This window comes from Ruegeria sp. HKCCD3925 (assembly GCF_057221175.1).
Genome location: NZ_JBWVBI010000001.1, coordinates 183,956 through 198,412, shown reverse-complemented (window position 1 = coordinate 198,412; position 14,457 = coordinate 183,956). Strand labels below are relative to the sequence as shown.

At 58.1% G+C, this 14,457-nt stretch carries 12 protein-coding genes; 4 read left to right on the top strand and 8 right to left on the bottom strand.

The features are described 5' to 3' along the window. The first annotated feature begins 131 nt into the window (after nt 1-131). The 3 genes from AC2TEM_RS00980 to AC2TEM_RS00970 all read left to right on the top strand — a co-directional run bounded on the left by AC2TEM_RS00980 (nt 132) and on the right by AC2TEM_RS00970 (nt 3,830). Nucleotides 132-704 carry a lipid-binding SYLF domain-containing protein gene (locus AC2TEM_RS00980; RefSeq protein WP_170396874.1) on the top strand — a complete coding sequence of 191 codons (573 nt, stop codon included), beginning with the start codon at nt 132-134 and terminating at the stop codon, nt 702-704. A 164-nt stretch (nt 705-868) separates the two neighbouring features. Continuing rightward, nucleotides 869-3,331: a penicillin acylase family protein gene (locus AC2TEM_RS00975; protein WP_170421917.1), complete on the top strand. Its 2,463-nt coding sequence runs from the start codon at nt 869-871 to the stop codon at nt 3,329-3,331. 103 nt (nt 3,332-3,434) lie between these two features. After that, nucleotides 3,435-3,830, top strand: a complete 396-nt coding sequence (locus AC2TEM_RS00970) for a nuclear transport factor 2 family protein (RefSeq protein ID WP_170421920.1) — start codon at nt 3,435-3,437, stop codon at nt 3,828-3,830. On the opposite strand, the gene hflX is transcribed toward AC2TEM_RS00970, so the two are convergent. The 4 genes from hflX to trkA all read right to left on the bottom strand — a co-directional run bounded on the left by hflX (nt 3,827) and on the right by trkA (nt 8,386). Then, nucleotides 3,827-5,098 carry a GTPase HflX gene (hflX, locus tag AC2TEM_RS00965; protein WP_170421923.1) on the bottom strand — a complete coding sequence of 424 codons (1,272 nt, stop codon included), beginning with the start codon at nt 5,096-5,098 and terminating at the stop codon, nt 3,827-3,829. The two genes, AC2TEM_RS00970 and hflX, sit on opposite strands and share 4 nt — an antisense overlap. Further along, nucleotides 5,098-5,337, bottom strand: coding sequence for an RNA chaperone Hfq (gene hfq, locus AC2TEM_RS00960; protein ID WP_005982826.1), 240 nt, complete (start codon nt 5,335-5,337; stop codon nt 5,098-5,100). The genes hflX and hfq overlap by 1 nt, the downstream gene beginning before the upstream one ends. Before the next feature lie 131 nt (nt 5,338-5,468). Then, nucleotides 5,469-7,010, bottom strand: coding sequence for a TrkH family potassium uptake protein (locus AC2TEM_RS00955; protein ID WP_170396867.1), 1,542 nt, complete (start codon nt 7,008-7,010; stop codon nt 5,469-5,471). Beyond that, complete coding sequence (gene trkA, locus AC2TEM_RS00950; RefSeq protein WP_170396865.1) at nt 7,010-8,386, bottom strand: Trk system potassium transporter TrkA; 1,377 nt, start codon at nt 8,384-8,386, stop codon at nt 7,010-7,012. The genes AC2TEM_RS00955 and trkA overlap by 1 nt, the downstream gene beginning before the upstream one ends. Nucleotides 8,387-8,482: 96 nt before the next feature. Here trkA and AC2TEM_RS00945 point away from each other — a divergent pair, with 96 nt between their 5' ends. Then, nucleotides 8,483-8,962 carry a hypothetical protein gene (locus AC2TEM_RS00945; RefSeq protein WP_170406102.1) on the top strand — a complete coding sequence of 160 codons (480 nt, stop codon included), beginning with the start codon at nt 8,483-8,485 and terminating at the stop codon, nt 8,960-8,962. Here AC2TEM_RS00945 and AC2TEM_RS00940 read toward each other — a convergent pair. From AC2TEM_RS00940 to AC2TEM_RS00925, 4 genes are read right to left on the bottom strand one after another with little or no spacing between them, the layout of a single operon-like run. Beyond that, on the bottom strand, nt 8,927-10,120 hold the full coding sequence (locus tag AC2TEM_RS00940) for an MFS transporter (protein ID WP_170421926.1): 1,194 nt from the start codon (nt 10,118-10,120) through the stop codon (nt 8,927-8,929). The two genes, AC2TEM_RS00945 and AC2TEM_RS00940, sit on opposite strands and share 36 nt — an antisense overlap. Nucleotides 10,121-10,163: 43 nt before the next feature. Continuing rightward, the gene (locus tag AC2TEM_RS00935; RefSeq protein ID WP_480736069.1) at nt 10,164-10,754 is read right to left on the bottom strand and encodes a helix-turn-helix transcriptional regulator; all 591 of its coding nucleotides are present in this window, start codon (nt 10,752-10,754) and stop codon (nt 10,164-10,166) included. Continuing rightward, nucleotides 10,751-12,160, bottom strand: a complete 1,410-nt coding sequence (ntrX, locus tag AC2TEM_RS00930; protein WP_170421929.1) for a nitrogen assimilation response regulator NtrX — start codon at nt 12,158-12,160, stop codon at nt 10,751-10,753. The genes AC2TEM_RS00935 and ntrX overlap by 4 nt, the downstream gene beginning before the upstream one ends. Then, the gene (locus tag AC2TEM_RS00925; protein WP_480790432.1) at nt 12,157-14,382 is read right to left on the bottom strand and encodes a sensor histidine kinase NtrY-like; all 2,226 of its coding nucleotides are present in this window, start codon (nt 14,380-14,382) and stop codon (nt 12,157-12,159) included. The genes ntrX and AC2TEM_RS00925 overlap by 4 nt, the downstream gene beginning before the upstream one ends. Nucleotides 14,383-14,457 lie beyond the last annotated feature (75 nt).

The window sequence follows — 14,457 nt, the reverse complement described above, 5'->3', positions numbered from 1 at the left end:
TCGCAATTTTTCGCCGATTTGCTGCGTGCGCAGCACAGCTTTCCCGTGACAGGCCGGTGCAATCGGCGTATTCTTGCAGATAAGATCGGGAACACCCGACATTTCAGGCACATACACAGAGACAGAGAAACATGAGCAGTTCAAACTCCCCCCGACTTAGCCGTCGCGGTTTTGCTTTTGGCATGGCCGGACTGACGCTGACCGCCGCTTGCGGCAACGGCGTTGGCAACTCCAACGCAGTCACACTCGACGCGCGCGTCGACGCGACGCTGAACGAAATGTACAGCAAGTATCCCAACACCGTTGAGATCGCCAACAAGGCCAACGGAATGTTGGTCATGCCACTGATTACAGATGCCGGATTTATCTTTGGTGGCGCCTATGGTCAGGGTGCACTGCGTATTCAGGGCGCGACGGTCGACTATTATTCCGCCATCTCCGGTACTGCGGGCCTGCAGATCGGCGCACAGCAATATGCGCATGTTCTGTTCTTCATGACCGAAGAGGCATTGAACGATTTCCGCCGCTCCAGCGGTTGGACGGCCGGTGCAGATATCGGATACGTCGTCGACGCGACCGGAGAATCCTTGTCGACCGACACCACTCAGTTGCGCAAACCCGTGCTGGCCGCAGTCTTTGGACAGGCGGGTCTGAAGTTCGGCGCGACGGTCGAAGGCACCAAATATACGCGCATCATCCCATAAGACCCAAGATACCACCCTCCCCCTCTGACGAGCCCCGCTACATCTTGTGGCGGGGCTCCGAGTTTTAGCGGTTTTCCACAAATTCCAGTGGCATTTCCCTTTCGGTCGGGCGGAGGTTCCAGTAACCTTGGCGCAAATGACCGCATAGAATTCTCGGGGGACAGATGGGCCTGGTTTTTCGCTGGCTGGTGAGACTTACGACAGGCCTGATCCTGCTGGCAATCGCTGCTGTGGGGTTGGTCTACTTTCTGGCCAGCCAATCCCTGCCTGAATACAATCAAACCCTTGAAGTTGAAGGAGTAACTGCCCCTGTCGAGATCGTTCGCGACACTGCAAATGTGCCGCATATACTGGGCCAGTCCGACCCGGACGTGTTCTTTGGTCTGGGCTATGCCCATGCACAAGACAGGCTGTGGCAGATGACCATTCTGCGTCGGACTGCACAGGGCCGCTTGTCCGAAGTGTTCGGCCAGCGCACGGTAGCCATCGACAAATTGCTACGTCGTTTCGATCTTTACGGGCTCGCCCATCGCTCAGTCGAGTTTCAGGACGACTATACCAAGGCCGCGCTTCGCGCTTATTCCGCAGGGATCAATGCTCGGCTTACCGAGATCAACGAACAGGCGCTTGGACGTGGCGCCCCCGAGATGTTCCTGTTCAACGCCCCCGTTCCCCCATGGCAGCCGGGCGACAGCGTAGCGATTATCAAGCTGATGAGCCTGCAGCTTTCCGGCCATCTTGCTGATGAAGTGTTGCGCGCACGCACATCGCTGATGCTGGATAATCCCGCACGGCTGGCCGACATTCTGCCCGACGTCCCCGGCCCCGGTATTGCCGCGCTGCCCGAGTATGCTGATCTGTTTCCAGACCTTCCGCGCTATGCCCAAGGCACCCCGATGCCCGACACGCCGCTGTCGCCTTTCCCGCAGCGCGGGCTGGCAGGTGCGTCAAATGCGTGGACCGCCGCGCCGTCCCGATCGGCCAGCGGTGGCACGTTGCTGGCAAACGATCCGCATCTGGGCCTCACCGCCCCGGGTATCTGGTATCTGGCGCGGCTGGAACTGGCCAAAGGCGGCGTTATCGGTGCAACCATTCCAGGCGTACCGGCAATCTCAGCCGGACGGAGTGAGCGCTTGGGCTGGGGCCTTACCTCATCCTATCTGGACGATCAGGACGTTCACATCGAACAACTGAACCCCGACAATCCCGAAGAATACCTTACCCCAGACGGCTACAAACGCTTTCAGACCCGCCCTTCGATTATCGAGATCAAAGACGCCGCCCCAATTACCCTGACCCTGCGCTGGACCGAGAATGGCCCGGTTCTGCCGGGCACGCATTATGATCTGGAAACCATCACACCACCGGGCCATGTCGCGTCTCTGTCGTGGAGCGCGCTAAGCCCCCGCGATACATCCATGAGCGCCTCTTTGGCACTGATGAATGCCGATTCAGTTCGAGACGCCATTGACGCGGCCGAGGACTATATTGCCCCTTCGCAAAACTTGTCGCTTGTCGATAAAGACACGATCGGCATGAAACTGGTCGGCGCAATGCCCCGGCGCGATCTGAACAATCAAAGCCGAGGCCGCATTCCCACCCCCGGCTGGCTGGAACGGAACCGTTGGCAGGGCCGCCTGCCCTATTCAGACAATCCTGAATTCGTGGCCCCGGTCGGCGGAGTTCTGGGTAACACCAACAACAAGATTATCGACCGGCCCTTCCCGCGCCATGTGTCGTACGAGTGGGGCGACACCCAGCGGGTCAATCGCTGGGAACGCCTGATGCAATCGCGCGAGGTACATACGCGTGACAGTTTTATCGAAGCGCAGTTGGACACGGTTAGCTTTACAGCGCGATCACTGCTGCCCCTGATCGGCGCTGATCTCTGGTTTACCGGTGAGTCGGCACCCGAAGGTACGCCCGAACGGCAGCGTCAGATCGCGCTGGATCTGCTGGCCAACTGGAACGGTGAGATGAACGAGCATCTGCCGGAACCCCTGATCTACGCCGCATGGTTGCGCGCGCTGCAAATCCGCCTGATCTCGGACGAACTTGGCCCGCTGGCTGCCGAATACAAGCATGTCGAGCCGCTGTTTATCGAGCGGGTGTATCGCGATATCGACGGTGCCTCGGTCTGGTGCGACGTGGTTCAGAGCGCGCCCGTAGAAAATTGCACCGACATGGCACGACTGGCCCTGGATGACGCGATCATTTGGATTTCCGAGCGCTATGGCCCCGCACTCGAATCTTTACGCTGGGGCGATGCGCATCAGGCCACCCAGGACCACCCTGCGCTGGGCCAGGTTCCGGTGCTGCGGTTTTTCGTCAACATCCGCCAATCCACCAGCGGTGGCGATAACACCTTGCTGCGCGGGCGCACGTCAGGCGAAGGACCGGACCCGTTCCAGAATGTGCATGGCGCTGGTTATCGTGGCGTCTACGATTTTGCGGACCCCGATAGTTCGGTTTTCATCACCGCAACTGGCCAGTCAGGCCATTTCCTATCCCGCTATTATGACGATCAGGCCCAACTATGGCGGCGCGGAGAATACATCCCTATGTCGCTGGATATCGGGCTTGCCCGTGCAGCGGCGGTTGGTGTGACTGTCCTGAACCCGCGCTGATCTGATCGGCAAATCCCCGCCCCTTTTTGAACCTCGCGTGGCGCACCCCTTCGTTATCGCCTAAACTCGTCTGGCCGTCGCATTGCACGAAGGGGGAAAATGCATGGGCAGCTTTCGAGACACCTTAAACAATCTCGCACGCGATTATGCCATCGCCTGGAGCTCGGGCGATCCCGACTTGGTCGCCAGTTTTTTCGCCCCCGAAGGTCAGATCAGCATTAATCGCGGTGAGCCCCTGCGCGGCCATGCCGAAATCGCTGAAATGGCCCGCGGGTTCTATGCAGAATTCCCCGATCTTGAGGTGCGTTGCGATATGATGCGTTGGGCCGGAGGGCATGCCATTTTTGTCTGGACCCTCGAAGGCCATCACGTCGAGACCGGCAACCGTGTCGTTACACGCGGCTGGGAAGAGTGGGAGCTTTCAAAGGACAACAAGGTGCTATCATCGCTTGGGTGGTTCGATGCAGAGGATTACCAGCGCCAGATAGACGGTACCTAGAACGCCGCGAAGCGGGACGCCTGCTTGTCAGTCCAGAGCACCGTGATCTCGAACCCCTCTTCGGTCTGATCTTCAGACCTGACCACATCCTGACGATAGAGCCACGCGCGTTTGTCACCATCGGCAAAGCCCAGTTTCAGGATAGTCTCATGCCGCGCGCCCTGCAGGATCGTGGCGATTTCAGACAGCAGCGGATCAACACCTTCGCCCGTTACGGCCGATATGGCAAAGATCGCCGGATCACGCTCGGCCCGGGCAAGCGCGGCTTCGCGGTCTTCCGGGCTCAGCAGATCGATCTTGTTCCAAACCTCCAACCGGGGGCGACTGTCCTCAACACCCAGAGAGTTCAGGATAGCCTCAACATCCCGTGCCTGTGCCTCGGTTTCTTCGTGGATGATATCGCGGACATGCACGACCAGATCAGCCCCCAGAACCTCTTCCAGAGTGGCGCGGAAGGCCGCAACCAGTTCCGTGGGCAGGTTCGAGATGAAACCCACGGTATCGGACAGGATCACCTCGGGGCCATCCGGCAGCTCAACCCGTCGCATGGTTGGGTCCAACGTGGCGAACAGCATGTCTTTTGCCATCACCTCGGCCCCGGTTAGGCTGTTGAACAGCGTGGATTTCCCGGCGTTTGTATAGCCAACAAGTGCAACAATCGGGTATGGAACCTTCGCGCGCGCTGCGCGGTGTAAGGTGCGGGTCTTCACCACTTTTTGCAATTGGCGGCGCAGGCGGACCAGTTGTTCATCAATGGCACGCCGGTCGGCCTCGATCTGAGTTTCACCGGGACCACCCACAAACCCAAGGCCACCGCGCTGACGTTCCAGGTGGGTCCAGGCCCGAACCAGTCGCGTACGCTGATAGCTAAGCGCGGCCATCTCAACTTGCAGCACACCTTCACGGGTACGCGCACGGTCGCTGAATATTTCCAGAATCAAACCGGTCCGGTCGAGGATTTTGACCTTCCACGCCTTTTCCAGATTGCGCTGCTGAACCGGAGTTACTGGCCCGTCGATCAGAACCAGCTCGATCTCATTGTCGTGGACGCGTTCGGCCAGTTCCTCGATCTTGCCGCTGCCGAACAGAAAACCAGCCTGCGCGCGCGGTAGGCGCACTATTTCGGAACCGACCACATCCAGATCGGGCAAAGCGGCAGCTAGTGCCACCGCCTCTTCCAGCGCTGGTTCGGGGACACGGCGCTGTTCATCTGATTTGATTTCGGGATGCAGCACCCAAGCCCGGGTGCGCGCCCTCTCATGTTCCATCAAGAGGCGTCTTCGCCCTCATACAGGTTGATCGGCTGTGACGGCATAATGGTCGAAATCGCATGCTTGTACACCAACTGCGACTGTCCGTCGCGGCGCAGCAGCACGCAGAAGTTATCGAACCAGGTGATTACACCCTGCAATTTCACACCGTTGATCAGGAATATTGTGACCGGGACCTTTGCTTTCCGTACATTGTTCAGGAACGCGTCCTGCAGATTCTGTCTGTCCGAAGCCATATTTTGTTATCTCGCCATTGTTCTTGCTACGCGCTGCGGACCAACGCGCTCCCTCCGGCAGAGTATGGAGTGCCGCGCACAGATATTCCAGATGAAAAATCAGGCAGTAACACAAGGTGCCTGACGCAGGGTCAATCGCGCCACAGCGTTGGCGTAATCAGTGCCACGATCGCCAGAGTTTCCAACCGCCCGATCACCATCGCCGCGCAGACCGTCAACTTGGCCCCGCTGGAAAGATCAATCAGACGTATGGGCACATCCGTTGCCAATTCAATCAACGGCCCCGTGGTGCTGAGTGCGGCAACGCTGAGCAGCATGGCCTGTTCAAAACCTACGCCCATGACGGCCAGCAACAAATCGAACAAGGCCAACGTCAGGGCGAACATCATCAGGAAGATCCAGGCGATGAAGGCACCGTCGCTTTGAATGCGGCGGTTGCCGCCACCCTCTCCGCTGACCGAAGAAGGATAGATCAGTCGGTCAATCTCGCGCTTGCCATTCAGATAGAGCGCAAAAACCCGCAACAGCTTTACCCCACCCGCAGTCGTCGCCACGCCTCCTCCGACCAGGGCTAGCCCCATCAGAATCAGGCCCGGTGTGCTCAAGCCCGACAATTGCTGCGCGTCGTTCCAGTTGGCGCTTTCAAATCCGGCCGTGGTCAGAAACGACATCGCCGTAAACATGAACCCCCAAAAAACGCCAAGTGCTTGCCGCACTTCGACGGCAATGTTCAGTTCGGCCGTTCCAGCCAAAAACCGGATGAACAGCAGCACAGCGACCGCCAGCACGATGAAGATGCCAATCCGAAATTCTGGGTCTTTGTCCAGCCGCGAATACCCTGAGGTCGCTGTATCGGTCGAAAAGGTCAGCCGCGACAGGGCAAAGAACAGGAACAGGAACAGGATCGCCTCGCCAGTGATTCCTGCGGTCGATCCTTCCAATCCACCGACAGGTGATATGCCGGAAGTCGCAATCACTGACATCGCGTGGCTCACGGCAGTAAGCCCTTGCTCACCTGCGATCAACAGCAGGATCCAGATCACAGCTGTCAAACCCGCATAGACGGGTGCCAATGTCCGCGACACGCGGATCAGATGGCCGCGTGGATCGGACTTCTCGCTCTGTGCCACGCCCGAGACGGGACGCCCCGGTTGCCCCCGGGCTGTGACTTCGAAACCGCCCAACGACAAGGGCGCCAGAATCGCGGCCGCCGAGATCCACATCAGCAATCCGCCCATCCAACCGACCAACGCGCGCCATAAGTGCAACGGCGCCGAAAGGCGTGCGGGATCGGGGAACAGATCGGCGCCGGTTGTGGTCAGCGCGCTGACCATATCGAAATAGGCGTTCAGGAAGCTGGTTGTCCCCAGCGCATCATGAAACGGAATAGCAAGAAATATCGGCAGTACGGTAAAGGCGGCCAGCAGAACCGCCAATTGACCAAGCGTTCCCCGCCGTGGTCGTCGGTTCGACATGGCCAGAGCTATGATCGACACCGCAAAAACACCCAGCAATCCGGAATAGAAGAATGACCGTGAGGTGGCGTGATCATCCAGCGCCAGCGCATAAACTGCGGGTATCCACATTGCCAGCGACACGATACCCCAGATCATCAGCAGCAGCGGCAATCGCCGCAATACTCCGATCCGTTGCTGTCCGCGTGCTTGCAACATCAGAAGAAATCGATTGAAACCTGCATCAGACGCTCAACCTCGGGCACGTCTTTGGCCATTGCAAAGATCGCCACCACGTCTTTCTCGTCGATGCGCAGGCTGCCGGTCGGGCGCAGAACCTCGTCACCTTTGCGTACTGCGCCGACCAGAACGCCTTCTGGGAAATCGATGTCGCGCAGTTTTTGTCCAGCCATGGGCGAGGTTGATAGCACTTCGGCCTCGATTACCTCGGCCTCGGCATCACCAATGGAATACACCTGACGCACGCGCCCGTGCCGAATGTGACGCAGGATCGAACTGACAGTGGTGGCGCGCGGGTTAATATATGCGTCAATCCCCAGCGGTCCCATCAAGGCGACCATGCTGGGGTCGTTGATCAGGGCGATGGCCAGTGGACAACCCTCTCCCTTGGCGCGTACCGCGGCCAGCATGTTGGTGCGATCGTCATCCGTGACCGCCAACATCGCGTCGGCGCGCTCAATCCCTGCTTCGCTCAGCAAAGATGAATCTAGGCCGTCGCCGTTCAGAACAATCGTCCGCTCCAATGCTTCGGCAGCGATTTCGGCGCATTTGCGGTCACGCTCGATAATCTTGGCACGCACCCGGCTTTCGCGCTCTTCCAGTGTGCGGGCCACTTCCAACCCGACATTACCGCCGCCGACGATCACCACACGATCTTGCTTACGCTGAGCCTTGCCGAACACCTCCATCGTACGTTCAACGTCTTTTACGCTAGTGAAGACGTAGCATTCGTCGCCTACAAACAGCTGATCCTCGGATTCCGGTGCAAACAGCGTCCCTTCGCGGCGCACACCAACCACAATCGAGCTGAGCGTGGAAAACAGGTCGGTCAATTGTCGCAGCGGTGTGTTGACGATGGGGCAGTCTTCTTCGACTCGAATGCCCAACAGTTGCGCCTTACCGTCCATGAAAATCTCGGTGTCAAAAGCAGAAGGTGCCGAAAGACGGCGCATCGCTGCGGCGGCAACCTCGCGCTCGGGGCTAATTACGACATCGATGGGCAGATGATCACGACGATACAGATCGGAGTGGATCGCCTCAAGATAGGATTTTGATCGCAAACGCGCGATCTTGCGCTGGATCGAAAAAACCGAATGCGCCATCTGGCAGGTGACCATATTCACCTCATCCGAATGGGTCGCGGCGATGATCATATCGGCATCCCGCGCCCCTGCACGATCCAGCACATCCGGATAACTGGCGAAACCGGCGATCCCCTGCACGTCCAGCGTCTCGGTCGCGCGACGTACCAGATCGGGATTGTTGTCGACCACCGTCACATCGTTCAGTTCGCCCGAAAGGTGACGCGCAATCTGCCAGCCGACTTGACCGGCACCGCATATGATGACCTTCATGCTCTTGGCCTTTCTGCCTGAAATCTTTGAATGACAGATGCCCCCAAAGCGGTCAATTGAATTGTCATGCCTCCTAAGCTGCGTCAAAGTAAGCATATGAAAACCATTCTGCCTGCCCTGATTTGCCTGCTGACGCTGTCCGCCTGTGGTCCGCTTTCTTTGTATTATCGCGAAGGTGAGAGCGTCTCGCGGATGCAGACCGAGACCACGAACTGTCAGGTGCAAGCCCTCAAGGACGCCCCTGTCGCCAATCAGGTCCGGCAGAGCCCGCCAGTCTATTGGCCCGGGCGCACCTATTGCGATGGCCGAGGACGCTGCTATCGCAACCCCGGATGGTGGGAGCCCGGGCGGGTCTATACCGTCGACGTGAATCAGGGGCTGAGAAACAAGGTCGAGGCGCAGTGCATGGCCCAAAAGGGCTATCGCCCGGTCAGCCTTCCGCCTTGCAAACAGGGTGTCAAATCGCGGGTCACGCCCACGCGCACCACGACGCTCCCGCCGCTGAACAGCGCGTCCTGTTTCGTGAAATTTGACGACGGGTCATTTCAGATCATCACTCCGGGACAAGCTGGCTGATTTGCGACGCCGCGCCAGCAGCAGATGCGCTATGATCGCGATGCTATAGAACGCGGCGACGGCTACAAACATGCCAGCCTCATCGACGCCCAGCAATATCGCCAGCAATACCGGGGTTCCAAGCAGGTTTCCGGCATTGCCCATCTGCGCCATCGCACCATAACTCAGAGCTTGGGCTTCGGTGGTATCGTTTAACTCTGGCACAGCGGCGAAGCTGCCGCCCTGTACAAGCCCGAGCACGGCAAACAAGGCGATACATCCGAACGTAAGGGGCGCCCCCAAAAACAATGCGATGATCGTCGCGATCCCCAGCATAAAGCCCAGATTGACGACGCTGACGCAGGACAGGACGGTCAACAGCAAGGGCACCAGCAGCCATGACAGTACAATCCCTGCCAGGGGCATAAGTGCCGCAATCGATGCGCCCTGCCCTTCGGGTAAACGCCCCGGCAGGATCGCTAAAAGAGAAACAAATGTCAGCGTGTAGAAGAACCAGCCAATTGCCGGGGCCGAAATAAAGGGTGAGCGGTAGGTCCTGATATGCACATCAAGGAAGGCGAAGAGTCCCCACCCGGTACTCTCCGTCTGGCCCATGTCGGTTTTCAGATTGCTAAGCGCGATCAGCGCGGCGATCAGCAGCATCAGACCCCCGTGCATGGCAAAGTATGTGGGCAGTCCGAAACGATCGACGATGGGCAGCCCAACCCAAGCGTTTAATGCGAATGCAACGCCAAAGAATGTACTCCACAGCACCATGGAATTATACCGCGCCCGACCGGATGTGATCTGAGCAATCAGCGTCGGTGCCGCCACCACAATCGCAAGATGGGACAGCCCCTCGATCACCCGGCTGAGCAGCATCAGTTGAAAAATCGGCAAGCTTGCTTGCAGCAAAGATAACGCGCCGCCGAGCACAAGCCCTGATAGCAATAGACGATTTGGCCCAATACGCGCTGTGATCGCTCCGGATATCGCGCCCAAAGCAGCCCCCATTAGACTGATAATGGACAGCAACCAGCCGATCACGGCAGCGTTGTCCGGGTACAACAGCCCCACATCAGAAAATGGTACGGCAATCTTTGCAAATTGGGTTGCCGCACCGAGGCCAGCAAACCAGATCAGCATGACCTGCAAGAATGTACGAAAAGAGTCACTCATGCAGCCGGTCTATCGCGCCTAACCTGCCAGCGGAACGCATAAATTATGCGGTGACTTCGCGCCGCCCGCTGACCAGACGGACCGGAGTGCCATCACCCAGATACAACCGCTCCCACACGATTTGCCCGGCGCTGATCCTGATTTGATCATGCACAGCCTCGGAAGTCAGAAACGCTTTGGGTGAAGGCGAATGCAAATCCCACCAGCCATCTTTCTGCAGTTCTGCTTCGGCTTGTCGGATCTCATCCGTTGCAAATTGCCAAAGCGACACGCCCAGCAAGGCGCGCTGTGAGGTCTTCCAATCCCGCGCCCGGCTGCCCGAATAAGCAAGGCAGGTATGGCTGGCCTCTTCGACAAGGTGCAAGCACTCTGCCGAATGAACGACCAGACGTTTCAGCGCAGAATCCTGCACCCGAACCGGCCCCAACGCTGCAAAAACGGACTGTTGAATATGCGGCGATGGCGTTTGACCCCCGTTTTCCCACCGGGAAATCGTGGTTTGGTCGACTTCAATCAGATCTGCGAGGGCGGATTGCTTAAGTCCAACCGACCGCCGCAACCGCTTCAACCGTTTACCAAAGGCGGGAAAACCGATGGAAACGGCTGCGGTCTTCTTATTCGGCGCGGCAATCACTCGGCTGGTTCGGGCTCGTCAATTTGAGCCACCCGCGCACCGGATTTGTTCGAGGTCACTACGCCCAGCGACTTGAGCTTGCGATGCAAGGCGCTGCGTTCCATGCCGACAAAACTGGCCGTGCGGCTTATGTTGCCACCAAACCGATTGATCTGGGTCAGCAAATATTCACGCTCGAACGCTTCGCGCGCCTCACGCAGCGGCAGCGTCGCCAGTGCGCCAGACAGTACCACGCGCCCGGTCTCGTCGGATTTCTCTTCTTCGTTGGGCAACTCGCGGGCCTCGATCGGGCCATTGCTGTCACCAAGGATCAGCACCCGCTCGATCAGGTTCTTCAGCTGACGCACATTGCCCGGCCATGTCATCGTTTGTAGCAAAGCAATAGCCTCATCCGACAGCTCGCGCATCGGCAGACCCTGTGTATCGTTGCACATCTCGATGAAATGTTGCGCCAGAACCGGGATGTCCTCTCGCCGTTCCTCCAGCGAGGGAACCGCAATCGGCACCACATTCAGCCGGTGATACAGTTCTTCGCGGAACCGTTCGGCGGCGATCTCTTCTTCCAGATCGCGGTTGGTCGAGGAAATGACCCGCAGATCAACCCGCACCTTGTCAGAGCCACCAACACGCTGGAATTGCTGATCAACCAACACGCGAAGAATCTTGGACTGCGTCCCCAGCGGCATGTCAGCGACTTCGTCGAAGTAGACAACGCCGCCATGCGCCTCTTCCAGCAGGCCTGACTCGATTCCGCGCTCAGACGATTCTCGTCCGAACAGAACCTCTTCAACCCTCTCAGGTTCAATCCCCGCACAATTGACCGTCACAAATGGGGCATTCGCCCGGTTGGAATGGGCATGGATATAGCGCGCGGCAATTTCCTTGCCCGACCCAGCCGGCCCGCTGAGCATAACCCGGCCATTCGACTTTGTTACCTTGTCCAACTGCCCCTGCATCGCTCGGAACGACGCAGAATTGCCAATCATGTCTGAACAGCTGACTTCCTGCCGCTTCAGCGAGGCATTCTCGCGACGCAGGCGCGAGGTTTCCATCGCACGGCGGATCACCACCATCAACTGGTCAATGTTAAAGGGCTTTTCGATAAAGTCGTAAGCCCCTTGCTTGATAGCCGCCACTGCAATCTCGATATTGCCATGTCCGGAAATGATCACCACCGGAACATCCGGGTTGTCCCGTTTTACAGCTTTCAGGATGTCGATCCCGTCCATCCGGCTATCTTTCAGCCAGATATCCAAGATCAACAGTCCGGGAGGTTCAGCATTGATCGACGACATGCACTCATCCGAGTTTGCCGCCAACCGGGTGGAATAGCCTTCGTCTTCCAGAATGTCGGACACCAATTCGCGAATATCGCGTTCGTCATCTACGATCAGAATGTCGCTCATCTTTGGCCTGCTTTCAGTTTGTTTGTTTTAATCGCCTGTTTTTCCGGCGCATTTGTCGGGCCGCCTGAGGCCCCAGGTAGACGTATGACAGCCATCGCGCCGAAATGGTCCTGTCCGTCGAATGTGGGCGCGTCTTCCAATGTCAGCGCTCCGCCATGTTCTTCAATGATCTTCTTGACGATGGGCAGGCCAAGGCCGGTGCCTTCGTCGCGGGTGGTTACATAAGGTTCAAACAGCCGTGCCCTGTCCTCGGGCAGGCCGATGCCATTGTCCGCAATCGTGATCTGCGTTCCTGCATCGTCAGTGGAGACAACGACTTTGATCTGAGGTTTCAGATTGCCCGGTGCGCCTTTTTCTTTCAGCGTTTCAATAGCCTCGCCCGCGTTCTTGATCAGGTTCGTCAACGCTTGGCTCAACATGGTCGAATCCACATCCGCCAAAATGGGCTGTTCAGGTAAGTCCGCATCGATCTGAACATCAGGCTGACCCGCCTGCTGCAACAGAACCGCCTCACGCACTAGCGTCACGATATTCTCTTCGCGCCGTTCCGGTTCGGGCATGCGTGCGAATTTCGAGAACTCGTCAACAATCCGCCGCAGATCATTGGTCTGCCGCACGATCACGTCGGTCATCGATTCCAGGCTATCGCAATCGTCCTCATCCAGCTTGCGCGAGAATTTGCGTTTGATCCGCTCGGCGCTCAGTTGGATCGGTGTCAGCGGATTCTTGATCTCATGCGCAATGCGACGGGCCACATCACCCCACGCCGCCATGCGCTGCGCGCTTACCAGATCGGTCACGTCATCAAAGGCTACAACGTAGCCTTCCAGCCTTCCATCCTCGCCACGCCGTGTCGCCATGCGTACCAGTAAGTTCTCCAACCGGCCTTTGCGGGTTACCTTGATCTCCCCCTGGACCGCCTCTTGCCCGCTGTCCTTAAGGGCTTCGAACAAAGGCAAAAATTCGGGAACAGCGATACCGATAGCCAGGTTTTGCTCTCCACCAGACCAGCCCAGAAGACGTTCGGCGGATCGGTTCACGAAGGTCACACAGCCCTCTGAATCAACGCCAACGACACCGGATGTCACCGAGCTTAGAACTGAATCAAATAGCCGCCTTCGACGTTCGATATGGCGGGTGTTTTCCAACAGCGTGTCGCGCTGCCCCTTCAACTGACGAGTCATCTGGTTGAAGTAGCGGCCCAGCATCGCGATTTCGTCGTCGCTGGCCTCCTCGATGACCTGAACACTCAGATCACCAGCACCAACGCGCTGCGCCGCCGTTGTCAGCCGTCCAACAGGGCGAGAAAGACGTTCGGCGAACCACATGCCCAGCGACATCGCGGCCAGAATCAGGATCACAGCAAAGCCGAGATACAGAAGGCCGAATTCGAACAGGACCCTGCCCCGCTCGCTTTCCAGTTGGCTGTAGAACTGTGCTGTCTCTTTGGTTTCATCAAGCAGGGTCAGAAGCTGCCCATCAACCTCGCGACTGACATAAAGATACCGGTCAAGATAGGCATGCAAAGGAACAAGCGCGCGGAATTCGCTGTTCTCCCAATCGGCAATGATGGCCACGCCCTGATCATTGGCCTCGATCATCTCTTCGGGGGTTGGTGCCTCGTAGTCGAACAGGTAGGACCGATCACCGCGCGATCGGATTTCGGCGCTGCCATCGATCACATAGGCCTCGCGCAAACCGCGTTGTATCTGGGCCTGCCCCTGGGCCAGAACCTCTCGCAATTCGGCGTCTGAGACAAAATAATCCAACGATCGCGCGTTATCGAGGAAACGCGCCAGAACAACTGCATCCTGCGTCAGGCCCTCGCGGTGTTCCTGTTCGTAAGCTTCAGCTGCAGTTAGTGACGACCCAACCACCTGCCGCACACGGTCCGAGAACCAACCTTCAAGGCCGATATTCACCGTCAGCCCGGCGAAAATCGCCACGGTGACCGTCGGCACCAAAGCCAACAGCGTGAAAGCGCCGATCAGGCGCAGGTGAAGACGGGAGCCCGCAGATTTCGCGCGACGTGCGGCGATCAGACTGAACAATTGGCCCAACACCAGCGCAGCTACGACCAGCACGTAGACCAGATCAGCCAACAAAATCAGCCGCAGTGTCGGTGCCGCCGCGCCAAGATCAAAAGGGCCAATGACGAGATAGGTTGCAAGCGCCAGAACCGGGCCCAGCATAACCAATCCCAAGGTACTGAAATTGCGCATCCTCCGGGACTTGCGCCACCGGTTGATCGATAGGATCGGCCCGTTCTGTGCCCGGGTTGCCACCGTCTGCCCTCA